Here is a 23,304-nt window from a genome sequence, read left to right as displayed (position 1 = left end):
TGGCGGCTCTTATTGGCTACTCGTGCTCGAAAGGAATACGGATATCCACCGCCAGCCCGCCATCGGGCTGGCTGCGAAACCGCACTTTCTGTTCCGTCCCGTAGAGCGCATCGAGGCGCTCACAGGTGTTGCGGATGCCCACGCCACGGCCGGAACCCAGCGCCTGCAGTTGCTCCTCGCTCATGCCGGGGCCATTGTCTCGCACCTCCAGCAACAGCTCGCCGGCGAAGACGCGGGCGCAAATGGTGATCTCGCCACCCCACTCCCGCTGGGAAATACCGTACTTGATGGCATTTTCCACCAGCGGCTGCAGCAACAGGCTCGGCACCAGCGCCCTCGGCGAATCCCCCTCCAGGTCCACACTCACCCCCAGGCGGTCGGCGAAACGCACCTTTTCGATATCCAGATACAGCATCAGCGCCTCCACTTCGCGGGCCAGCGTGACCTTCTGCATCGGGTCGTTGTCCAGCGAATGACGCAGAAACTGCGACAGCCGCGACACCATGCTGTTGGCCGTGCGGCCGTCATTGTCGAGGATCAGCGTCGAGATGGCATTGAGGGTATTGAACAGGAAGTGCGGATTCAGCTGGTAGCGCAGCATCTTAAGCTGGGACTGGTGGGCCATGGATTCCGCCAGCAGCATTTTTTCATGCTGCTCCTGCGAGGCCTGATAGTACTTGATGCCGAAGTAGAGCGCGGCCCAGGTCATCAGCAGCAGGAAAGAATAGGAGAACCAGTAGGTCGCCAGTACCGCCGGGTGCTCTTCCCACTCCCGGCCGTACAGCCACACCGAGCCGCCAAATTTAATCCCCGCCCACACCAGCGCCGCCAGCACCACCACCAGCAGGGAGCCGATAAAGCGGGTGGCCGCCGGGCGCTCCCACAGCCGATGAAAACCCCGGCGCATCACTTCCGACAGGGCCACACCGGAAGCCGTGGCCACGGCGATATACACCGCGTGCAGCCAGTGGTTCTTAACCCAGAAAAAACTGCCGACAAATGTCAGCAGGGTATAGCCGCCCCAGCCGCACGCCTGCAGCGCCCAGTACCTACAGCGCTCGGAGGCCAGCCGCTCAGACAGCCATTGAAAAGCATTATTGCCCATAAGATCCCGTGTCGGCCCGGCGCCAATCGCAGCAGGCCGGTGAGTTGACAGTGCCAGTGGAGTTCATAGTAAATGGCGCCGGCCGCCGGCGAAACACCGCCCGGCGCAGCGGCAACACCGCCTGCCGCAGGCCGACCACCGCAGTCAATACCGAGGACGCACATTGAACTACTGGCTCTTCAAGTCCGAACCCGACGAATACAGCATCGATGACCTGGCCGCCGAACCGGACCAGGTAGGCCGCTGGGACGGCATCCGCAACTACCAGGCGCGCAACTTCCTGCGCGACCAGGTCGCGGTTGGGGACGGCGTGCTGTTTTACCACAGCGCCTGCAAGGTGCCGGCGGTGGTGGGCACCGCCGAGGTTGAGAAAGCCGCCTACCCCGACCCGGCCCAGTTCGATGGGCAAAGCGCCTACTTCGACCCCAAGGCCAGCGCGGAGGCCCCGCGCTGGTTCTGTGTGGATATCCGCTGGCGCAGCCGGTTTGCCCGCCCGGTGCCCCTGGCCGACATCAAGCATGACCCGTTGCTGCAGGAAATGGTGCTGGTCAAACAGGGGCGCCTGTCCATCCAGCCCGTGACAGAGCGGGAATGGCAATACCTGTTGCGGCTGGGGCGGGATTCCTGAGCCTGACGTGCGCTCAAACCTGCACCTTTACCAGAGCGGAAAGCAAAGCGAATCGATCCCGCAACCCGCAATAACAAAGAGCCCTCGCCGCCCATGGCCCGCTGAGCAGACCCGCCCGACTTAAACGCGAGCTGGGGAATGGAGGAATGGAGGAATGGAGGAATGGAGGAATGGAGGAATGGGAGAGCGTGTATCGGTGAGTTGGAATGGGGGCGGTGAATCAGGCGTTGTGCACGCCGGTTAAAAACCGCGCGCGGCGATCACACCACGCCTTTGCTGCGCGCGATCAGCCAACTGACCAGCGACAATGCCGTCAGCACCATAACGATAACCCCGAGCAGCAGGAAGGGGCGGAAGGGCTTGCGCTCCACTCGGTGAACGCCGCTATTCAGGTATTGATCGACCCTGGCCTGGTCTTCATCGGAGAGTTTGTTGTCGGGCATGTTTTTTCGTGCCTAGTTTTTATCGGGCCTGATTTTTGTCGCGGCGAGTTTTGCCTGGCATGCTTTGTCGATCATAGTTTTTGTCGGGCATAGTTTTTGTCGGACAGGGCCAGTTATCGGTTTTAACCATGCTCCACCGAGTTTAGGAGAAACGCCAGATACAAAAAAGCCCCGCACTGCGGGGCTTTTTCACAAAGACTGGCAATCAGAACAGCTCTGCTTCCAGATCCATCAGCGTGGCGCTGCCGGCATCGATGCTCTCTGCCAGCGCCCGGGTCTGCGGCAGCAGGCGGGCGAAGAAGAACCGCGCCGTCTTCACCTGGCCGGCGTAGAAGCTGTCTGCGCCGGTCTGCGGCAACGCGGTGGCGGCGATGCGCGCCCACATATAGGCGTAGGCCACATAGCCGAACAGGTGCAGGTACTCCACCGACGCCGCACCCGGCGCGTTGGGGTCTTCCTGCGCCGCGGCCAGAACGCGCGCGGTCACATCGCGCAGGCGCTGCAATTCGGTTGAAAGCGGCTGAATGAACTCCGCCATCTCCCCGTTGTTTGCCTGGGCATCGATAAACTGCTGCACATCATCGGCAAACAGGTTGAAGTAGGCCCCCTTGTTGGCGACGGTCTTGCGACCGATCAGGTCCAGCGCCTGGATACCGTTGGTGCCCTCGTAGATCTGGGTAATGCGCACATCGCGCACCAGCTGTTCCTGGCCCCACTCGCGGATATAGCCGTGGCCGCCGAACACCTGCTGGCCGAGCACGGTGCATTCCAGGCCCTTGTCGGTAAAGAAGGCCTTGGCCACCGGCGTCAGCAGCGCCACCATCGCATCGGCTTTCTGCTTCTCTTCGCCCTCACCCGCGCCGAACTTGGCGATATCGAGCCACTGCGCCACGTAGGTGGACAGGGCGCGACCACCGCCGATCAGGGCTTTCTGGGTCAGCAGCATGCGGCGCACGTCCGGGTGCACCAGGATCGGGTCGGCCGCTTTGTCCGGCTGCTGGGCGCCCGCCGGGGAGCGGCTCTGGATACGCTCGCGGGCGTATTCCACCGCGTTTTGATAGGAGCGTTCAGAGGCGCCGAGGCCCTGAATACCCACACCCAGGCGCTCGTAGTTCATCATGGTGAACATGGCGGCGAGGCCTTTGTTCAGCTCGCCCACCAGCCAGCCCTTGGCGCCGTCGTAGTTCATGGCGCAGGTGGCGGAGGCCTTGATGCCCATCTTGTGCTCGATGGAACCGCAGCTGACCGCGTTGCGCTCGCCGACGCTGCCGTCTTCGTTGACCAGATACTTGGGCACCAGGAACAGAGAGATACCCTTCGGCCCCTTGGGCGCATCCGGCAGCTTGGCCAGCACCAGGTGAATAATGTTTTCCGTCAGGTCGTGGTCGCCACCGGTGATAAAGATCTTATTGCCGGTGATCTTGTAGGAACCGTCCGCCTGCGGCTCCGCCTTGGTGCGGATGATGCCGAGGTCGGTGCCCGCGTGGGGTTCGGTCAGGTCCATGGCGCCAGACCAGGTGCCCTCGTACATTTTCGGCAGGTAGCGCTGCTTGAGCTCTTCGCTGCCGTGGGCATCCAGCGCCAGACAGGCGCCGGCGGTGAGCACGGGGTAGAGGGCGAAGGAGATATTGGCGGCGTTGATCATCTCTTCCATCTGCGCGCCGAGCATCTTCGGCATGCCCATGCCGCCGTATTGCGGGTTGCCCACCAGCGCGCCCCAGCCGCCTTCGCAGAAGGTGTTGTAGGCTTCCACAAAGCCCTCGGGGGTGGTCACCACGCCATCTTGCCACTGGCAGCCCTCTTCATCACCGCTGCGGTTGATGGGGTCCAGAGTGTTGGCGGCGAGCTTGGCCATTTCCTCGAGAATGGCATCTGCGGTCTCGCGGTCCACGGCGCCATCCAGTCCCGGCAGGCGCGCCCACAATTCATCTGCAGCAAAAACCTCGTGCAGCAAGAAGTTCATTTCCCGCAGCGGCGCTCTGTAATCCGCCATTCTCGGCTCCTCAGTCAAGTGTTTCAAACAAACGTTTGAATTTAGGTGGAGGCGCCCGCCTTGTCAACCGTGGCGGCGCAAATCACACCATTAAAGGGTTAATATCCAGGGCTTGCGCCGCGCTGCGGTAGTCCGCCGCCTCGTCAAAGGGCACCACCCCCAGCAATGGCGCCGGCAATAATGCCCGCAGTGTGGCCAGGTTTTCATCCGCGCGCGCCATGCCCTCCCGCGCGAAGTTGGCCACCCAGCCGGCCAGGGTCAGCCCATCCCGGCGAATCGCCTCGGCGGTCAGCAGGGCGTGGTTGATACAGCCCAGTTGCATGCCCACCACCAGTATCACCGGCACGTCGAGCTGCCTGGGCAGGTCCGACAGGAAGGCGCGCGGCCCCAGCGGCGTGCGCCAGCCACCGGCGCCTTCGATCAGCACCAGGTCCGCCCCCGCGGACATGACGCCGCGGCAGATGCCCGCCATCCGCGACACATCGAGCCGCTTGCCCGCCTCCATGGCGGCAATATGCGGGGCGATGGCGGGCTCCAGCGCAATGGGATTGACCTGGGAATAGGCCAGGTCCATGGTCATCGCCTCCTGCAGCAGCAGGGCGTCGCCGTTGCGCAGGCCCTCGTCGGTGACCTCACAGCCGGAAGCCACCGGCTTCACCGCCGCGGTCTGCAGCTGCTGCCGGGCGGCACACGCCAACAGCGCCGCGCTGACGAAGGTTTTTCCGACTTCCGTATCGGTTCCGGCCACGAAATAAGTTCTAGTCAAGCTGACTCTCCGTTCACTGGATTTTTTCCTGGCGCCCTTTGAAACGCCACCCGATTGCTGATAAGTTAGCCGCTAAGATCATTTTTTAATCACCCCCGCCTCTTTTATGCATCCGGGTTAGGTTCGCCCTAACAGCATGCCCGGCCGGGATCTGGTTGCCAGCGCAGGATAACGCTGTCATGAATCGCGCCACCCGCCCTGCGGCGAGGTGAAAGCAGGGAGGCTGTCTTTACGCGGAAACTGACAAAAACGGTTTACCAAATGATGCGATACCTTTCTTTTGCCCTGCTGCTCTTAGCGCCCATGCTCGCCAACGCCACCATCCAGAAAGCGGATGAGGTGGTGGTGTATAAATCCAAGTCGCTGATGCAGTTAAAGCGCAACGGCCGGGTGCTGAAAAGCTACAAGGTGGTCTTCGGCGAGAACCCGCGCGGACACAAAGTCATGCAGGGTGACGAGCGCACGCCGGAGGGTCGCTATACCCTGGACTGGAAAAACCCCCAGAGCCGCTTCTACCGCTCCATCCATATTTCCTACCCCAACGCGGCGGACAAGGCCCGCGCACGGCGCCTGGGTGTGGACCCGGGCGGGGACATTATGATCCACGGTATCAAGCCGCAGTGGAAAGGCATGGAGAACTACCTGACCAAGATGAACTGGACCGACGGCTGCATCGCGGTGACCAATCCTGAGATGGATGAGATCTGGGCGATGGTGGATACCCCGACGCCAATTTCCATCTACCCGTAACCCCTCTCAGTCGGCAACCACCGGCCCGCAACCACCAGCAACTCAACACAGCCCGCACTCTTGCCGCCGGGTCCGCCCGGCATCAGCTTCGCACGCCCCTGACGCCGGCACCTGCCCCGGTGTCGCTGCGGGCATCAGGGCTTTTGCCCGCGCCGCTTGCGGAAATTCCACCACTCTCGGTAATGACTTCTCTCACGCCGGGGCCGCGATGCCCGCCGCTCTCAGTGCTTTCAGCCCTTTCACCTCTGGCGGCATTTTCGCCGCCGACATCCCGCTCGCCGCTGGCCGAACCGCGCTGCAGCTGCAGGTAAAACACCTCGTAACTGGCCGGCAGGCCCGCCGCCCCGCGCTGGGATTCATAAGCCTGCGACAGGCGCCGCAGGCGCTGACGCCCGGTCAGCCCGCGCCCGGCATCGCGATTGACGTTGTTGGCGCCGATGCGCTTCAGGTCGCGCATCAGCTCCATGGCGCAGGCGTAGTGCAGCACCCGCTCTTCCTTCTGCACAGTGCCGGGCAAATCGGCCCGCCGCGCCGCGGCGGCCCAGTCTGCGGCGGGCAGAAAGCGGTTTACGTGCACGCCGCTGTCCACCTGCGACCAGGCCGCCTTCAGTTCCCGCAGGGTGCCCGGACCCAGGGTGGAAACCAGTAGCCTGCCGCCCGGGGCCAGCACCCGCCGCAACTCCGCGAACAGCTGCGGCAGCCGATAGCACCACTGCAGCGCCATGCTGGAGAACACCAGATCAAAGCTGCCCTCGGCCAGCGGCAGCCGCTCCGCATCGGCGGCGATATAGCCATCGGCGGCGGGCCGGCTGGCGCGGGCATAGGCCAGCATCCCCTCGGCCAAATCCAGCGCCACGATCTCCGCCGCGGGGAAACGCGCCCGCAGCAGCGCACTGCCGTAGCCGGTGCCGCTGCCCAGATCGAGAATCCGCCGGGGTTGCGCCGCGGCGGGCAGGCCGGCGAGCAGTTGCCGGCAGACCGCGCGCTGCAGGTGCGCGGCCGCATCGTAACTGGCTGCGGCGCGCCCGAAGGAGCGGGCCACCGCAGTCTTGCTGAACGGCTCCGCCGCCTCCCCACCAACCTCGGCAGTATCAGTGTTGTCAGCAGCGGCAGAGCCCTCAGCGCCGATGGAACCCTCTGCGACTATAAAACCTTCAGCGTCGAGAGAGTCCTCAGCGGGGATAGAGCCCTCAGCGGGTATAGAGCCCTCAGCGGTAATAGAGCCCTCAGCGTCAATAAAACCCTCAGCCCCGCCATGCCGCTGCACGAAGGCATCGATACGGGCGGCCACCGCCGGGGCGTGCCCCAGGGGCAGCGCATGACCGGCGCCGGCGATGGTTTCCGCCGCCACCCCCAGCGCTCGCAGCGTCTCCGCGACGCCGGCGGGCACCAGCGCATCGCGCTCACCCAGCAGGTGTAACTGCGGCTGCTGCAGCCGCTGCAGCAGCAGGCGATTGTCCAGCTGCCCCAGGCACTCCAGCGCCGCCGGCCATGCGTCGCCGATGGCGGGCGGGGCGAGCGCCCGCAACTGCTTCAACAGGATTCGGGCGTTTTCATCGCCCTGGGCCTGCAGGCCACAGAAACGCTGCCAGGCCTGCGCTGGCCCGGCGGCAAAAGCCGCGCAGAAAGCGTCGAACACGGCTGGCGCCATAGCGGGCCACTCCGCTGTCGCGGTAAAGCGGGCGTTGGCGGCCAGGGTGATGACCCCGGCCACCCGCTCGCTGCAGGCCGCCAGGCGCACCGCCAGCATGCCGCCGAGGGAGTGGCCGAGCAGGAGGCTGTTGCGGGGTATCTCTTGCGCCAGCTCCCCGAGCAGCTTGTTCAGCTGGGGCCAGTCTTCCCCGCGACGCGCGCCGAAACCCGGCAGCTCCAGAATTTTGACCGGCAGCGCCAGGCGCTCTTCCAGCTCCTCCTGTAAGAGCTGCCAGATGCGCCGGTCGCAGCCCCAGCCGTGAATCAGGACCAGGTGTTCAAAGCGCATGGGGGCGCACCTCGATACCCGCTGCGGCAGCGGAGCGAAGAGTGGCGAGGGATGCGCCGAGCGCTTCCAGTAAGCCGTCGATTTCCGCGCCGCTGTGGGCGGCGCTCAGGGTGATGCGCAGGCGGGCGGTGCCGGCGGGCACGGTGGGCGGGCGAATGGCGCCGACCAGATAGCCCCTGGCCGCCAGCTCCGCGGCGATGCTCATCACGGTGTGCTCACAGCCCAGCAACAGGGGCTGAATGGGGCTGGCACTGTCGCAGAGCGGCAGGCCCAGCTGGCCCGCGCCGCGACGGAAACGGGCCACATTGTCACGCAGCTGCCGGCGCCGCTCCGGCTCCCGCGCCATGACCTGCAGTGCCGCCAGCGCACCGGCGGCAACCGCCGGCGGCATGCCGGTGGTGTAGACGTAAGTGCGGGCAAACTGCAGCAGATAATCGATCAGGGCGCGGGAACCGGCGACAAAAGCGCCGGCATTGCCGGCGGCCTTGCCCAGGGTGCCCATCAGTACCGGCGCCTCATCGGCGCTGAGGCCCGCCGCCGCGGCACTGCCGGCGATAGGCCGCGCCTCACTGCCCATCACGCCAAAGCCGTGGGCTTCGTCCACCATCAGCCAGGCACCATAACGGCGGCACAGCCGGGCGATCTCCGCTAGCGGCGCGCAGTCGCCATCCATGCTGTAAACCCCATCCACCGCCACCAGGGTATTGCCGCCCAGGCTCTGGGCGCGCTGCAACTGCCGCTCCAGGGCGCCCATGTCGCTGTGGGCAAAGCGCAGGCTCTCGGCGCGGGACAGGCGCGCACCGTCGATGAGCGAGGCGTGGTTGAGCTTGTCGGAGACGATACAGTCACCGCGACCGATCAGGGCGCCGATGGCTCCGAGGTTGGCGGCATAGCCGCTGGAGAACACCAGTGCGGCCTCGCGTCCGGTCGCTGCGGCGATCTCCTCCTGCAGCGCCTCGTGGACACGCAGGTGGCCGTTGACCAGGTGCGAGGCGGTGGCGCCGGCGCCCAGACGGGCGCCCTGCTGCTGGGCGGCAATCACCTGCGGATGGCGGGCAAGGCCCAGGTAGTCGTTGCTGCTGAAGGCCACCATCGGCCGGCCATCCACCAGCGCGTGGGGGCTGGGCGCCTCATCCAGAGTCTTTATCTGGCGATAGAGGCCACGCTGGCGCCGCTCCGCGAGTCGCGCCTGCAGGGTCTCAGCAAGAGTTGGCTTGGAGGGCGCTCCGGAGGTCATTTGGCCGCGTCGTAAAAGTAGGGATCGTTCTGCTGCTGGACGATGCGCGAGCTCAGTTCCGCTTCCACTTCCGCCTCATCGGCATACTGCTGGTATTCCTCCGGCTTAATTCCCAGACGCTGGAACAGCTGCATGTCTTTGTTGGCTTCCGGGTTGCCGGTGGTGAGAAGCTTTTCTCCGTAGAAAATGGAGTTGGCCCCGGCCAGGAAAGCCAGCGACTGCATCTCGTCGCTCATGGCCTCGCGGCCGGCCGACAGGCGCACATGGGACTTCGGCATCATGATCCGGGCCACAGCGATGCAGCGGATGAATTCGAACGGGTCCAGGTCCTTCTGCTCCTCCAGCGGCGTGCCCGCCACCTTCACCAGCATATTGATGGGCACGGATTCCGGGTGCTCCGGCAGGTTGGCCAGTTGCATCAGCAGGCCCGCGCGGTCCTTATCGCCCTCGCCCATGCCGATGATGCCGCCGGCGCAGACCTTCATCCCCGCAGCGCGGACGCTGTCCAGTGTTTCCAGGCGATCCTGATAGGTGCGGGTGGTGATGATCTCGCCGTAGTACTCCGGCGAGGTATCCAGATTGTGGTTGTAATAGTCGAGACCGGCGGCGGCCAGCTCTTTGGCCTGATCATCGTTGATCATGCCCAGGGTCATGCAGGTTTCGAGGCCCAGAGCTTTGACTTCCCGCACCATCTGGGTGACGTAGGGCATATCCTTCTTCTTGGGCGAGCGCCAGGCGGCGCCCATGCAGAAGCGGGTGGCACCGCTGGCTTTGGCCGCGCGAGCCTCCTCCAGCACCTTTTCCACCTTCATCAGTTTTTCCCGTTCCAGGCCGGTGTCGTAACGGGCGCTCTGCGGGCAGTAGGCGCAGTCTTCCGGGCAGGCGCCGGTCTTGATGGAGCAGAGAGTGCTCACCTGCACCCGGTTGGCATCGAAATGGGCGCGGTGCACCTGCTGGGCGCTGAACAGCAGGTCGTTAAATGGCATCGCAAAGAGATCCAGAACCTGCTGGCGGGTCCAGTCGTGACGAATCGTGGAGGAGGGCATTTGCTGGGCGGCGGTCACTGAGGGTAGTCTCCCTGGTTCATTATTTTGATCCGGCGCAGGCCGGCTACTGGGAACTGCTGTGAGATGTTCGCCAGTGTAGCGACGGCCTGGTCACTGTCAACTGGAAACCAAAGGAATGGTTTACTGCGAATGGCGACGAAGCAGACTGGTGCGCTGCGTCCTCTGCGGCGGCGCGGCGGAGCCCGGTTGCGGAGTTTGCCCCGGCTGTGCCGCTGAGCTGCCGGCCCTGGGCACCGCCTGCCACTCCTGCGCTCTGCCGCTCCCGCCCTCGTCCGGGGCATCCCACCGCAAGCGGCAGTGCCCGGCCTGCCTGACCCGAACCCCCGCCCTGAGCAGCGCACACTGCGCCTGGCACTACGGCTTCCCCATCAATCAACTGATCCAGCGTTTCAAGTACGACGGCGATCTGGCCGCCGGCTTCAGCCTGTCGGCACTGGCGGCGAAAACCCTGGCTGATCAGATCGACTCTCTCGACCTGCTGGTGCCCGTACCCCTGCACTGGTGGCGCTACTGGAGGCGGGGCTTCAATCAGGCCGAGCTTGTCGCCGCAGCGCTGGGGCAGGCCTGGGGGCTGCCGGTAGGGCCACGGGTGCTGCGCAAAAGCCGCCCCAGCAGCGCCCAGCAGTCCCTCGATCGACGCCAGCGGCTGCGCAATCTAAGCGGCAGTTTTACCGTCCGCGCGAATGTAGAAGGCTGCCGGGTGGGGCTGGTGGACGATGTGATCACCACCGGCGCCACCATGGAGAGCGCGGCCACAGCCCTGCTGGCCGCGGGTGCGATGCGGGTGAGCGCCATCGCCTTGGCCAGAACCCCCTAACCACTGGCTGTCGCCAAATGCTCTTAAAGTAGACCAAATGTGACAATCTCGTCACAATACCCGCGCTATTTTCCCCTCATTGCGACACTGCGCCGCCACCCCAGGGGCTTGCAGCATTTCGACGGTCCCCACGACTGGGCTGCTAAGGTTTAAATTAATGACTATGGTCCGCAAGCCGTCGACAGCGGGCCGAGGATTCAGCGATGACAGATTTCAAGTTGCCGCGCGGTATCGTGGTCAGCGGTACCGGCCTGTGGACACCGCCGGACGCCATCAGCAACGAAGAGCTGGTTGAGGCATACAACACCTTCGCCGCGCGCTACAACGAGCGCCATGCAGCGGAGATCGAAGCCGGCGATCTGGCGGCCAAGCCCTTCTCCTCTGCAGAGTTCATCGAAAAAGCCTCCGGCATCAAGAACCGCTATGTCATCAGCCGGGAGGGTATTCTCGATCCCGAGCGGATGCGCCCCTACCTGGCCGAGCGCCCGGATGACGAGATCTGCCACCAGGCGGAGATGGGCCTCAAGGCGGCCAAACTGGCGCTGGAAAAAGCGGGCAAGAAGCCCGAAGACATCGATGCGGTGATCGTCGGCGCCTCTTACCTGCAGCGCGCCTACCCGGCCATCGCCATCGAGATCCAGGGCGCTCTGGGTATCGAGGGCTTCGCCTTCGACATGGAGGTCGCCTGCTCCTCGGCCACCTTCTCCCTGCAGCGGGCGGTAGACGCCATCGCCGCCGGCACGGCGCGCACGGTTCTGGTCATCAACCCGGAGATGTCCTCCCCGCAAGTGGATTACACCGACCGCGACAGCCACTTTATCTTTGGTGATGTGGCCGTCGCCAGTGTGGTCGAGCGCCGCGACACCTGTGCGGTGGATACCGCCTGGGAAGTGCTCAGCACCCGCGCCCAGACCGTGTATTCCAACAACATTCGCTCAAACTTCGGCTACACCGCCCGGGCCGCGGATGTGGACCCCTTCGGCCCCGGCAAGCTGTTCCGCCAAAACGGTCGCAAGGTGTTCAAGGAGGTCTGCCCGATGGCCGCCACCCATATCGAGGAGCATGCCCGTGCCGCGGGCAGCGAGCCGAGCGAGGTCAAACGCTACTGGCTGCATCAGGCCAATATCAACATGAACAACCTGATCGCGAAAAAACTGATGGGCGATGAAGCCAGCCCCGAACGCGCCCCGATTGTGCTGGACCGTTACGCCAATACCGGCTGCGCCGGCTCCATGATCGCCTTCAACCTGCACAGTGACGATTTGGCTCCCGGCGACAGGGGGGTTATCTGCTCCTTTGGCGCCGGCTATTCAATCGGCAGCCTGGTGCTGGAAAAAATCGCCCTCTGATATTCGGCGGCCCCGGTGAAAGCCGGGGCGTTTGCACACGATCGTGCCCGATTGGGACTGCAATGGCCCGCCTGAGGCGACTGCTGCCCCCACATTTTTAGGCTCCCACCCACTTTCCGCTCCCGGCCTTTCGCTCCCCGCTTTCCGCTTTCCGCTTTCACCAGCTTGCCACCTGCCCGGTTAGTTCGCACTGCTGCCCGACCGCCCCCAGCACCCCGCACAAACACGGACGCCAAGCCCGGCGACACCGCGACCGGCACCCGTTCTTCGCTTGCGCTGAGACATGTGAACGGCTGCATGTGAGCGGAGGCACGGAATCCAAACCATGACCATCGTCACACATAAGCCGCTATGGCAAACAACTCATCCCAACTTGCAAGTAAATACAAAATACACAGACTACCAAACTCACAAATTGCGGATATAATCGCCGACCACAACCCGCCTGACTGTTCTGGCCACTGACGAGATCGCTGTTGATATGTCGCCACCCATTGTCGCTCCGCCCCTAGAGCCAGCAACCAGTCCGGCTCCGCCGCTGGCACTGTGCCGCCGCCGGGAGCTGCTGCTCGACATCTTCGCCATGAACAGCTTCTCCTGGGCTGTGGCCATACCCATCGAGCTGCTGCTCGCCGGGCTCAGCCTGCAGGAGCACCTGCAGGTGCGCGTGATGGCGCTCGTATTCAACACCCTCATCGCACGCCCCTTCGGCCAGTACCGCCTGTGGGTCCATCGCCGCCTGCCGGGGCAGGGAAAACTGCACGGCTATCTGGTGGACACCTTCGTTTTCCTCAGCTTCCAGCTGCCCCTGTATACGGGAAACATGCTGCTGGGAGGCGCCGACTGGCTGGAGATCGCCACCGCCAGCGGCACCTTTATGCTGCTGGCCGGCGCAATGGGGCGCCCCTACGGTCTCTACCTCGACTGGTTGCGGCGGCTGTGGATCAGCCGCCGACAGCACAGCCGGGCGGGCGCCATGGCCTGACGATAAGGCCGAAACGTCAAAAGCAGCAGATCCCTCCACCAACCTGACAACGGCTGAGATTGGACTATGCTACTCAGGGGGAGTGACGACGGTCGCAAACACGGCAAATGGTGCGCCGGTACCTAGTAGCCGCCAAGGTTTGCTTGCGAGCTTTGCTAGCGATCTTTGTTGGCGATCCTTGTCAGTCAGCTCTGCCCGCCGGGGTACCCGAACCGCCCCAACGACCCCTGACAGCCAGCGCGGTTTCCAGCAGCACAGTTTCCAACAGAATGTCTTGAGGTTGTTCGCGCCTTTGCAGTGACAAGCAGCTGTGGGTCCAACAGGAAGTTTCGACCCACTTGAGTGAGCTTTGGGCCAGAGGATTTGGCCCCATCAAATGGTGACAAGGATGAATAAACGCCGTAATTCCGTGGTGACTGATAGCATTGTGCGATCGTCTTTCGCCATCCCTGTATTTCTCTCTCTGATCAGCCCATCCGCCGCCCTCAGCCAGGAGTTCCCGGTTGTGGCGTCGGGAATGGTGCCCCTGTTATGGCTGGCGGCGGTTTCACTCGCCCTCCTCGCCACACTCACCACCAGCCTGCTGCTCTGGCGACGACTGCGCAGGGAGGCCCGCATCAGTGTCAGCCGGCTGACAAAACTGCAATCCGAGCGCGACTCTCTTAACCGGCAGTTGCGCCACTACGAGCACAAAGTCAAAGAGCGCAACAAAAAACTCTCCGAGGCCCAGCGAAGCATCAGCGAGCTGCGCCAGAGCAAATCGGACCTGCAGGTCATGATCGGCCATCAGCTGTGCCGCCCACTGGAAAATCTGCGCGAAACCCTGCAGAGGGTGGCGGCCATCGCCCACGGCGAGAGCGCGGCCCTGGCGGGCCACGCACACGCCCAGTTGCAGCCGATCATTTTCTCGCTGAATCAGATTCAGCATCTCGGCCATGTCGAGGCCCTCGCAGTGAACGCGTCGCTGCGGGCCAGCAATATGGCCATGGATGAGACCGATGCGCAGCCCCTGAAAATTTTGAACGTCTGCACACTGGAAGAAAAACGCGGCACCCTCGACCACCAGACCTTCGCCGATCAGATTAACCAGCGAGCCGCCAACCTGCCCAAGCAGATCACCAAGCTCACCAGCGCACTGACCGACCGGCAATGGTCGCAGGCGCAACAGTGCGCAGCGGTGGTGGCCGCCAATGCCGAGGAGATCGGCCTCGACGCCATCGCCGGCCTGCTGCGCAACCTGTCGGTGCAGCTCACAATCGACAGCGAGCGCGACTATTGCCGCCAGCAGCGCATTGAGCTGCTGAACCTGATGCGCCGGTCAATACAGCAGCTGCAGGAATGGAAAGCTCACAATCTGCATACCGAATGGGCCCTGCAATAATCGCTACTGTACTGCCCCCTATGACACGGTTTGCAAAGTGCGGCGATGATCGCACAATAGAAGCTTTAATCGGTTGCGAGAAATTCCATGTCCGAGCAGTACCCTGTGAAAAGTCCAGAGGCCCGCGAGCAATCCGCCCGTGACCTGGCCACCCTGGTTTACCTGATACAGGCCATCAGCCTGTTCACCGCGCTGCCGTTTTTCATCGGCTTGATCATCAACTACGTGAAAGGCGATGACGTGCGGGGCACTCTGGCGGAGTCGCACTTTCGCTGGCAGATTCGCACCTTCTGGTTCAGTATCCTGTGGTTTGTGGTGGGCTGGCTGACGGTGTGGATTTTCGTCGGCTTTGTGATTCTCGGCATCAGCTGGATCTGGGTGATCTACCGGGTGATTCGCGGCTGGCTGGTGCTGGCGGATGGCCGCCCCGCCTATTGATCCGCCATCGACAATCCCTGCAAAAGACCGGCTTTTATGCCGGTCTTTTCGTTAAAGACTGGGGACAATGAAGAAGATTTTTAGACAAGCCTCAAGCAGGCTGAAAAGAAAAACAATAGGGGAAAGAAACAGTGGCGCGGAGGGTCAGAACTGCCCGGTAAGCGCCATCAGGAAAAGATCCGCAGGCAGCCGCTGGCCGTTGACCTTCAGATCACCGCGCTTCACTTCCAGCAACATCTGCAGCTCGCCATCTTTTTTCTCCAGCAACCCGTACTGGCGCAGTAGCAGCGTCTGGCCGATCAGCGGAGACTGCAGCAGTGCCTGCTCCGCAGCCGTAACCTGGATGATGCCGGTCATTGGCGCCAGCCACTGTGCCGCTCCCGCTGCCTGGCCCGGCATCGGCATCGGCCACTGCTCCGATATTTGCGCCCCCCCACCCGCGCCGGTGCGGTAACCCCGCCAGTCAATATCGGCATCCACCATGGCGGGACCATTGGCGGACTCCACCAGCAACTGCTGCTGCAGCGACAGCGGCGGCCCGAAGACTTCCGCCCAGTTGCGGCCACCGGTCGGCGGCAGCAGCTGTGACACATAGTGCGCCAGTACGGCAGGCGCAACCTCCGGCACCAGAATACGCTGGCTGACCGCGCTCACCGGCGTCGCGGATTGCACCTGCGGGGCAGTGAATATGCTCTCCAGTTTCACGCCGCCGCCGGTCAGATTCAGGGCAAGGTCCAACCGCACCCGCCGCAGTTCCACGGGGCCGGACTCTGTCTCGGCCTTTACAAGCGGCCATTGCAGGCCGCCCTCCAGCGAGCGACCAGGCACTATCGTCAGCTGCCCATCGGCCGCCTGACTGTAAAACTTTTCGTGATCACCCTCTCTACGGCGAATCTCACCGAGGCGCACCGCGCCACTCAACACCGCGCCGCTGTAATCGGTCTGCAACACCAGTTCAGCGCCGGCAAACTCTAACTCACCGCCGGCGTCGCTGCGGGCGAAAGGTTGCAGGCGCAGAGTATTGTCGATGTTGTTGTCCACACCGACGACGGTTTCCAGACGCACAGGGCTGTGGGCGAGACGGCCATAGAAGGCTCGCAGTTGCGCCCGCAGTGGCTGCGGCAGCTGCTCGGTTTCCAGCGTGGTGACACTGTAAACCGCGCCCAGGCGCGGGCCGCCGGAGGTGAAAAGGAGAGGTCCGTGCTGGATTTCACTGCGCAGCACAGCCGGGCCATCGCCTGTGGCGATTTGCATCTGCGTCTCGGCGCCGAACCAGCCGCGCCGATACTCGCTGCGCTCCAGCCCCTCGATGCGCCCGAGCTGCTCCTGCCAGACCGTTTCGACCTGGGGGCCGATGACTCCGGGGGCGGCCACCGCAATCAGGAGCAGCAGCCCGGTCACAAGCAGAAGCAAATTGCGCAGTAGTTTCATGGAAAAGACAACACGGAAGATTTTGAGATTCTTTAAGCGTTAAAGCGTTTAAAGCTGTGCGCCCATGGTAACCGATTCAGCAGGCGGGCGAGGGCAACACCTGGCCCTCACCTCGAAACCCAACCCGAAACTCAACCTGAAGCTCCATCAGCATTTCAGCTCGGCAGGCAGCGGGTGCTGGCGCAGCACCATGGGGCAGAGAGCGCCAAAGCGCAGAGGCGGCCGCCTAACAGGCAGCCGTCATCGCCCGGGCCACGCGGGAATTGCTCTCGCGCCCCAGCTCGGCGGAAATGAAGTTGCCCGCTGCCACCAGTCTGTCCAGATCGACACCGGTGTCGATTCCCAGCCCCTGCAGCAGGTAGAGCACATCCTCACTGGCCACATTGCCTGAAGCGCCGCGGGCGTAGGGGCAGCCACCGAGGCCCGCCACGGCGGAGTCCACCACTGCCACGCCCATCTGCAGGGCCGCGTAGATATTGGCCAAGGCCTGACCGTAGGTATCGTGAAAATGCACCGCCAGCTTCTCGATCGGCACGCGGCCGGCGACGCTGTCGATCATGCGCTTGGCCTGCTCTGGCGTGCCAACTCCGATGGTATCGCCGAGAGAAATCTCGTAGCAGCCCATCTCCAGCAGCGCCGCGCTCACCGCCGCCACTTTCTGCGGGGCTATGTCCCCCTCATAGGGGCAACCCAAGACGCAGGAGACATAGCCGCGCACCGGGATGCCGTCGGTGGCCGCCCGCTCCAGCAGCGGTGCGAAACGCTCCAGGCTCTCGGCGATGGAGCAATTGATGTTTTTCCGCGTAAAGGCCTCCGAGGCGGCACCGAATACCGCCACCTCGTCAGCGCCAGCCTGCAGCGCGCGCTCATAGCCCTGCAGGTTCGGCGTCAGGGCGCTGTAGCGCACCCCCTGGCGGCGCTCAATACCCGCGAGAACCGCTTCGCTGGCAGCCATCTGCGGCACCCACTTCGGGCTGACAAAGCTGCCCGCCTCGATCACCGGCAGGCCGGCGGCGGAAAGCCGGTCCACGAGGCCGATGCGCGTTGCGACGGCTATCGGCTGTCGCTCGTTCTGCAGGCCATCCCTGGGCCCCACCTCGACCATTTTTACCCGCCGGGGCAGTGTGACGGTGGTGTCTGTCATGCTGGCTCCCCGCTATCGAAATCAATCAGCAGGCTGCCGCCATCCACCAGGTCGCCTTCCGCACAGAGATACTGTTGCACCACGCCGGCAGAGGGTGCCCGCAGGGTGTGCTCCATTTTCATCGCCTCCATCACCAGCAGCGGCTGGTCCGCCTCGACGGCGCTGCCGGCCTCCACCAGCAGGGCGATCACGGTGCCGTTCATCGGCGCTTCCAGACCCCCGGCATGCTGGCCGGCTTCGCCCAGATCCGGTGGCAGTACGCGAAACTCCACCTGGCAGTCACCGACAAAGACGGCACCGCCCTCGGCGGTATCCACGCAGCTAAAGCCCATGCGGCGCCCGTCCACCAGCGCCAGCTCGCTGCCCGGCAGCAGGCGGATCTCCCCGCGCCCCGCCTCGCCCAAAGCCTCGCAGCACCAGGACACCGCGCCATCGACCACTTCTGTCTCCAGACCCACATGGCGGCCGTGAATGTCGATGTTGTGCCGGCGCCGGGCAGGCAGGCCACTGCGCCAGTTGTCGCCGCAGTGCCAGGGTGAGCCGGGGTCCTCTGCCGGTGCCGCCGCGCGCAGGTCGCGCCGTTCACGCTCGTGCAGATACGCCGCGATTCCCGCGCACTGCAGCGCAGTGAGTGCACGCTCCGCCTGCAGCAGCTCGGACTCGTGGTCCTCGATAAAGTGCGTGGTGACGCGACCGGCGACGAAGTCCTGCTGGTTGATGACCCGGCGCAGGAAGTCGATATTGTGGCGCAGGCCGGCAATCTGGTATTGGCCCAGCGCCCGGTCCAGTTTCGCCAGCGCCTCGCGCCGGTTGCGGCCGTGGCAGATCAATTTGGCGATCATCGGATCGTAATGCACGCTGATTTCATCGCCGCTCTGCACGCCGGTGTCGACCCGCACCGATTCGCTATCCACCGGCGGACGGTGGCGCACCAGTGTGCCGGTGGCCGGCAGGAAGTTGTTGTCCGGGTCTTCCGCGTAAATACGCACCTCGAACGCATGGCCGTCGATGGCCAGCTGCTCCTGCCGCTTGGGCAGGGGTTCGCCGGCGGCGACCGCCAGCTGCCAGGCCACCAGGTCCTGACCGGAAATCATCTCGGTCACCGGGTGCTCCACCTGCAGCCGGGTATTCATCTCCATAAAGTAAAAGCTGCCGTCGGCATCCAGCAGGAACTCGACCGTACCCGCACCCTCGTAGCCGATCGCGTGCGCCGCGCGCAGCGCCGCCTGTCCCATCTCATCACGGAGCTCCGGCGTCAGCCCCGGTGCCGGCGCCTCTTCCACCACTTTCTGGTGACGGCGCTGCACCGAGCAGTCCCGCTCGAACAGGTAGACACCGTTGCCCTGCTGATCACAGAACACCTGGATTTCCACATGGCGCGGGCTGACCACATAGCGCTCCAGCAACATCAGGTCGTCGCCAAAGGCGTTCATGGCCTCGCGCTTGGCCGCATCCAGGGCGCTGTGAAATTCACCGGGGTCATCCACCCGGCGCATGCCCTTGCCGCCGCCACCGGCGGCGGCCTTCAGCAAGACCGGGTAGCCGATTTCCCGGGCGTGCTCTTGCAGCAGTGCCGGTTGCTGGTTTTCGCCGTGATAACCGGGCACCAGCGGCACCCCGGCCTCTTCCATAATCCGCTTGGCCGCGGACTTGGACCCCATGGCTTCAATGGCACTGGCGGGCGGGCCGACAAAAATAATTCCCGCCTGCTCGCAGGCGCGGCAGAAGCCGGCGTTTTCCGACAGAAATCCGTAGCCGGGATGGATGGCATCGGCACCGGTGCGCCTGGCCGCAGCGAGCACCCTGTCGGCATCCAGGTAGGAGTCCTTCGCCGGCGGCGGCCCCAAGCGGATCGCCTCGTCGGCCAGCTGCACATGCAGGGCGTCGGCATCGGCATCGGAATAGACCGCCACCGTGGCGACGCCGAGACGGCGCGCGGTTTTGATAATGCGGCAGGCGATCTCGCCGCGATTGGCTATCAACAGTTTGCGAATCATAGTGCGTCCGAAAAATTATTCCCCGCCACTGCCCATCCAGCTGGGCGCCCGTTTTTCAAGGAATGCCCCCAGCCCCTCCTGCCCTTCCGGCGACACCCGCACCGCCGCGATCAGGGCGCTGGTCTGGCCCTGCAACTCCTCATTGATCACCCGGTTGGACATGGACATGGCCAGCTGCTTGGCCATCACCACGGCGCGCGGGCCGTTGTCGAGGATCGCATTCACCAGTTTCTGCACTTCGAGATCCAGCTCCCCCTCCTGGCACACCTCAGAGACCAGGCCGATCTCGTGGGCGCGCCGGGCGGAAAAGCGCTCGGCGGTCACGAAATAGCGGCGCGCCTGGCGGGCGCCGATGGCGTTGATGACGTAGGGGCTGATGGTGGCCGGCAGCAGGCCGATCTTCACTTCCGATAAACAGAAGCTGGCGCGCTCCGCCGCCACCGCCATATCGCAGCAGCTCACCAGACCCACCGCACCGCCGAAGGCGGCACCCTGTACCCGGGCGATGGTCGGGGCCGGGAAGGTGTCCAGTTTATGCAGCATGGCGGCAAGCGCCGCGGCGTCGCGGCGGTTGTCCTCCTCCGAGTATTCCGCCATGCGCCGCATCCAGTTCAGGTCGGCACCGGCGGAGAAATTCTTGCCCGTGGAGGCCAGCACCAGAGCGCGAACCTGTGGCTGGCGGGAGAGCCGATCGAAAGTTTCGCCCAGCTGCCGGATCAGGTCGTCATCGAAGGCGTTGTGGACATCGGGGCGGTTCAGGGTGACCGTCGCCACTCCCTCGCTGTCGATGTCAGTCAGCAGTTTTTCAGTCATGAAATTTCCTTGTTCTGCCGTTTCCCCACGGCATTCTGGATAGGGGCCTTACATGCGGAAGACGCCGAAGCGGGTCTCTTCCGGTGCCTTGTGGGTAGCGGCGGCCAGACAGAGACCCAACACCCGGCGGGTATCCGCCGGATCGATGACGCCGTCGTCCCACAGCCGCGCCGAGGCATAGTAAGGGTGCCCCTGATGTTCGTATGTCTCGGTGATGGGTTGGCGGAAGGCGCGCTCCTCGTCCTCGCTCCAGCTCTCGCCACGGGCCGCTTTCTGGTCGCGCTTCACCTGCGCCAGCACCCCGGCCGCCTGTTCGCCACCCATGACCGAAATGCGCGCATTGGGCCACATAAACAGGAAGTTGGGATCGTAGGCGCGGCCGCACATGCCGTAGTTGCCGGCGCCGAAAGATCCGCCGATAAGAATGGTGATCTTCGGCACCCTGGCGGTGGCCACCGCCGTCACCATCTTGGCGCCGTGTTTGGCGATGCCCCCGGCCTCGTACTGCTTGCCCACCATAAAGCCGGTGATGTTCTGCAGGAACACCAGCGGGATATTGCGCTGCGCACAGAGCTCGATGAAATGGGCACCCTTCTGCGCGCTCTCCGCAAACAGGATGCCGTTATTGGCGACGATACCCACCGGGTAGCCGTGGATGCGCGCAAAGCCGGTCACCAGCGTGGTGCCGTAGAGCGCCTTGAATTCATCAAACGCTGAGCCATCCACCACGCGGGCGATCACCTCCCGCACATCGAATGGCTGACGGGAATCCGCCGGCACCACACCGTAAATGTCTTCGGGGGGATAAATAGGCTCCACCGGCTTGTGGATATCAAGTCCCGGGTTCTTCACCCGGTTGAGCCGCGCCACCGAGCGGCGCGCCAGCTGCAGGGCGTGCACATCGTTGTTGGCGTAGTGATCGGAGACACCGGAGGTGCGGCAGTGCACTTCCGCCCCGCCCAGCTCTTCCGCCGAGACCTCTTCGCCAGTGGCGGCTTTGACCAGGGGGGGGCCGGCGAGAAAGATGGTGGCCTGCTCTTTCACCATGATGGACTCGTCCGCCATCGCCGGAACATAGGCGCCGCCGGCAGTGCAGCTGCCCATCACCACCGCGATCTGCGGAATATTTTTCGCAGACAGATTGGCCTGATTGAAGAAAATCCGCCCGAAGTGCTCGCGATCCGGAAACACCTCATCCTGACGCGGCAGATTGGCGCCACCGGAGTCCACCAGATAGATGCAGGGCAGGTTGTTCTGCTCGGCGATGGTCTGCGCCCGCAGATGTTTTTTTACCGTCAGCGGGTAATAGGTCCCGCCCTTCACCGTCGCGTCGTTGGCGACAATCACGCAGGGCTGCCCGGAGACGGTGCCGATTCCGGTAATAATACCGGCCGCCGGGACCTCCTCCCCGTAAACCTCGTAGGCGGCCAGCTGGGAGAATTCCAGGAAAGGGCTGCCGGGATCGAGCAGGGCGTCGATACGCTCCCGCGGCAATAGTTTGCCGCGGGCCAGATGCTTCTCCCGGGCCCGCTCGCCGCCGCCCCGGGCAATGGTCTCCAGCTTTTCGCGCAGGTCCGCAACCAGGTTTTGCATCTGCTCGCGGTTGGCTGCAAAGGCGTCGTCCCGTGGATTGATCTTGCTGTGTAGCTGATTCATAGGTCTTGGCTTGCTGGTGGCAATCTATTTCGCCGTTATTCTTTAAGCGTCATTCTTGCGCTTGCGCGATTTCATCGTTTGGCCGCGCACAGTCCGCGCAGACTTTTCAGTAACCGCCCTCAATCGTTTAATAAAACCCTCAACGGGTTTCCTGAAACAGCTCGCGGCCGATCAGCATACGCCGCACCTCCGAGGTACCGGCACCGATCTCGTACAGTTTGGCATCCCGCAGCAGGCGGCCCGTCGGGTATTCGTTGATATAGCCATTGCCGCCCAGGGTCTGAATCGCCTGCAGCGCCATCTGCGTGGCGCGCTCGGCGGTAAACATGATGACCGCGGCCGCGTCTTTGCGGGAATCCTCACCGCGATCACAGGCCCGGGCCACCGCGTAAAGGAAAGAGCGGCTGGCGCTCAGGTCGGCATACATATCCGCCAGTTTGCCCTGCATCAGCTGGAACTCACCAATGGCTCTGCCGAACTGCTGGCGCTCGTGCACATAGGGCACCACCACATCCATGCAGGCCTGCATGATGCCCACCGGACCGCCGGAAAGAATGGTGCGCTCGTAGTCGAGACCACTCATCAGAACCCGCACGCCGCCGTTCAGCTGGCCGAGAATGTTTTCTTCCGGCACTTCGCAGTCTTCGAACACCAGCTCGCAGGTGTTGGAGCCGCGCATGCCGAGCTTGTCGAGCTTCTGTGCCTGGGAAAACCCCTTGAATCCGCGCTCGACGATAAACGCGGTAATGCCACCGGAGCTGAGTCCCGGCTCGGTGCGGGCGTAGATCACATAGGTGTCGGCGTCGGGACCATTGGTGATCCACATTTTGTTGCCGTTCAAAATAAAACGATCGCCGCGCTTTTCTGCGCGCAACTGCATACTGACCACGTCCGAACCGGAATTGGGCTCACTCATCGCCAGCGCGCCCACATGCTCGCCGGAACAGAGCTTGGGCAGGTACTTTTCCTTTTGCGCCTGGGTGCCATTCTTGCGGATCTGGTTGACGCACAGGTTGGAGTGGGCACCGTAAGACAGGCCAACCGCAGCGGAAACCCGGGAGATTTCCTCCATCGCCACAGCGTGGGCCAGATAGCCCATATTGGAGCCGCCGAACTCTTCCTCCACGGTGATGCCAAGCAGGCCCATTTCGCCGAATTTCTTCCACATATCGGCGGGGAACTGGTTGTCCACATCGATCTGCGCAGCGCGGGGAGCCAGCTCTGCCTGACACAGTTTGAAAACCATGTCGCGCAGCATGTCGATCTCTTCACCGAGATTGAAATTAAGGGTGCGGTATGCGGTGTTCATAATCACTCCGGTAA

Annotated in this window: 20 protein-coding genes; 7 read left to right on the top strand and 13 right to left on the bottom strand. The window is 63.7% G+C overall.

Features of this window, described 5'->3' with window-relative positions:
• Positions 1-16 precede the first annotated feature (16 nt).
• Entirely contained in the window at positions 17-1,105 is a 1,089-nt protein-coding gene (locus ABEA58_RS04770; RefSeq protein WP_345549341.1) for a sensor histidine kinase, read from the bottom strand.
• A 163-nt stretch (positions 1,106-1,268) separates the two neighbouring features.
• On the opposite strand from ABEA58_RS04770, the gene ABEA58_RS04765 reads away from it, so the two are divergent.
• Positions 1,269-1,733: an EVE domain-containing protein gene (locus ABEA58_RS04765; protein WP_345549339.1), complete on the top strand. Its 465-nt coding sequence runs from the start codon at positions 1,269-1,271 to the stop codon at positions 1,731-1,733.
• A 260-nt stretch (positions 1,734-1,993) separates the two neighbouring features.
• Here the strand turns inward: ABEA58_RS04765 and ABEA58_RS04760 are convergent, their stop codons facing one another.
• The 3 genes from ABEA58_RS04760 to bioD all read right to left on the bottom strand — a co-directional run bounded on the left by ABEA58_RS04760 (position 1,994) and on the right by bioD (position 4,935).
• Positions 1,994-2,176, bottom strand: coding sequence for a DUF3094 family protein (locus ABEA58_RS04760; RefSeq protein ID WP_345549337.1), 183 nt, complete (start codon positions 2,174-2,176; stop codon positions 1,994-1,996).
• A 205-nt stretch (positions 2,177-2,381) separates the two neighbouring features.
• Positions 2,382-4,169: an acyl-CoA dehydrogenase C-terminal domain-containing protein gene (locus ABEA58_RS04755; RefSeq protein ID WP_345549335.1), complete on the bottom strand. Its 1,788-nt coding sequence runs from the start codon at positions 4,167-4,169 to the stop codon at positions 2,382-2,384.
• Between the two features lie 82 nt (positions 4,170-4,251).
• Positions 4,252-4,935, bottom strand: coding sequence for a dethiobiotin synthase (gene bioD / locus ABEA58_RS04750; protein ID WP_345549333.1), 684 nt, complete (start codon positions 4,933-4,935; stop codon positions 4,252-4,254).
• A gap of 261 nt (positions 4,936-5,196) precedes the next feature.
• Here bioD and ABEA58_RS04745 point away from each other — a divergent pair, with 261 nt between their 5' ends.
• Positions 5,197-5,685, top strand: a complete 489-nt coding sequence (locus ABEA58_RS04745) for a L,D-transpeptidase family protein (protein ID WP_345549330.1) — start codon at positions 5,197-5,199, stop codon at positions 5,683-5,685.
• A gap of 82 nt (positions 5,686-5,767) precedes the next feature.
• Here the strand turns inward: ABEA58_RS04745 and bioC are convergent, their stop codons facing one another.
• From bioC to bioB, 3 genes are read right to left on the bottom strand one after another with little or no spacing between them, the layout of a single operon-like run.
• Positions 5,768-7,666, bottom strand: coding sequence for a malonyl-ACP O-methyltransferase BioC (bioC, locus tag ABEA58_RS04740; protein ID WP_345549328.1), 1,899 nt, complete (start codon positions 7,664-7,666; stop codon positions 5,768-5,770).
• Positions 7,656-8,903, bottom strand: coding sequence for an 8-amino-7-oxononanoate synthase (gene bioF / locus ABEA58_RS04735; RefSeq protein WP_345549326.1), 1,248 nt, complete (start codon positions 8,901-8,903; stop codon positions 7,656-7,658). Before bioF ends, bioC begins: the two co-directional genes overlap by 11 nt.
• Positions 8,900-9,949, bottom strand: coding sequence for a biotin synthase BioB (gene bioB / locus ABEA58_RS04730; protein WP_345549368.1), 1,050 nt, complete (start codon positions 9,947-9,949; stop codon positions 8,900-8,902). Before bioB ends, bioF begins: the two co-directional genes overlap by 4 nt.
• Positions 9,950-10,085: 136 nt before the next feature.
• Between bioB and ABEA58_RS04725 the strand changes: the two genes are divergently transcribed.
• The 5 genes from ABEA58_RS04725 to ABEA58_RS04705 all read left to right on the top strand — a co-directional run bounded on the left by ABEA58_RS04725 (position 10,086) and on the right by ABEA58_RS04705 (position 14,940).
• Complete coding sequence (locus tag ABEA58_RS04725; RefSeq protein WP_345549325.1) at positions 10,086-10,787, top strand: ComFC family protein; 702 nt, start codon at positions 10,086-10,088, stop codon at positions 10,785-10,787.
• 203 nt (positions 10,788-10,990) lie between these two features.
• Positions 10,991-12,136, top strand: coding sequence for a beta-ketoacyl-ACP synthase III (locus tag ABEA58_RS04720; protein ID WP_345549324.1), 1,146 nt, complete (start codon positions 10,991-10,993; stop codon positions 12,134-12,136).
• Between the two features lie 481 nt (positions 12,137-12,617).
• Complete coding sequence (gene alaE / locus ABEA58_RS04715; protein WP_345549322.1) at positions 12,618-13,121, top strand: L-alanine exporter AlaE; 504 nt, start codon at positions 12,618-12,620, stop codon at positions 13,119-13,121.
• 388 nt (positions 13,122-13,509) lie between these two features.
• Positions 13,510-14,502 carry a hypothetical protein gene (locus ABEA58_RS04710; protein WP_345549321.1) on the top strand — a complete coding sequence of 331 codons (993 nt, stop codon included), beginning with the start codon at positions 13,510-13,512 and terminating at the stop codon, positions 14,500-14,502.
• An 87-nt stretch (positions 14,503-14,589) separates the two neighbouring features.
• On the top strand, positions 14,590-14,940 hold the full coding sequence (locus ABEA58_RS04705) for a DUF4870 family protein (protein ID WP_345549319.1): 351 nt from the start codon (positions 14,590-14,592) through the stop codon (positions 14,938-14,940).
• Positions 14,941-15,084: 144 nt separating this feature from the next.
• Here the strand turns inward: ABEA58_RS04705 and ABEA58_RS04700 are convergent, their stop codons facing one another.
• The 6 genes from ABEA58_RS04700 to ABEA58_RS04675 form a co-directional block, all read right to left on the bottom strand.
• Positions 15,085-16,371: a DUF945 family protein gene (locus tag ABEA58_RS04700; protein ID WP_345549317.1), complete on the bottom strand. Its 1,287-nt coding sequence runs from the start codon at positions 16,369-16,371 to the stop codon at positions 15,085-15,087.
• Positions 16,372-16,597: 226 nt separating this feature from the next.
• The gene (locus ABEA58_RS04695) at positions 16,598-17,515 is read right to left on the bottom strand and encodes a hydroxymethylglutaryl-CoA lyase (protein ID WP_345549315.1); all 918 of its coding nucleotides are present in this window, start codon (positions 17,513-17,515) and stop codon (positions 16,598-16,600) included.
• Positions 17,512-19,512 (bottom strand): acetyl/propionyl/methylcrotonyl-CoA carboxylase subunit alpha, encoded by a 2,001-nt coding sequence (locus tag ABEA58_RS04690; RefSeq protein WP_345549313.1) that lies wholly within the window; start codon positions 19,510-19,512, stop codon positions 17,512-17,514. The genes ABEA58_RS04695 and ABEA58_RS04690 overlap by 4 nt, the downstream gene beginning before the upstream one ends.
• Before the next feature lie 15 nt (positions 19,513-19,527).
• Entirely contained in the window at positions 19,528-20,325 is a 798-nt protein-coding gene (locus ABEA58_RS04685) for an enoyl-CoA hydratase/isomerase family protein (RefSeq protein ID WP_345549311.1), read from the bottom strand.
• A 48-nt stretch (positions 20,326-20,373) separates the two neighbouring features.
• Positions 20,374-21,981 carry a carboxyl transferase domain-containing protein gene (locus ABEA58_RS04680; protein WP_345549310.1) on the bottom strand — a complete coding sequence of 536 codons (1,608 nt, stop codon included), beginning with the start codon at positions 21,979-21,981 and terminating at the stop codon, positions 20,374-20,376.
• A 139-nt stretch (positions 21,982-22,120) separates the two neighbouring features.
• Complete coding sequence (locus tag ABEA58_RS04675; protein ID WP_345549308.1) at positions 22,121-23,290, bottom strand: isovaleryl-CoA dehydrogenase; 1,170 nt, start codon at positions 23,288-23,290, stop codon at positions 22,121-22,123.
• Positions 23,291-23,304 lie beyond the last annotated feature (14 nt).

Source organism: Microbulbifer aestuariivivens (assembly GCF_039545115.1).
Classification (GTDB): domain Bacteria; phylum Pseudomonadota; class Gammaproteobacteria; order Pseudomonadales; family Cellvibrionaceae; genus Microbulbifer; species Microbulbifer aestuariivivens.
This window is presented reverse-complemented; position numbering and strand designations above follow the sequence as displayed.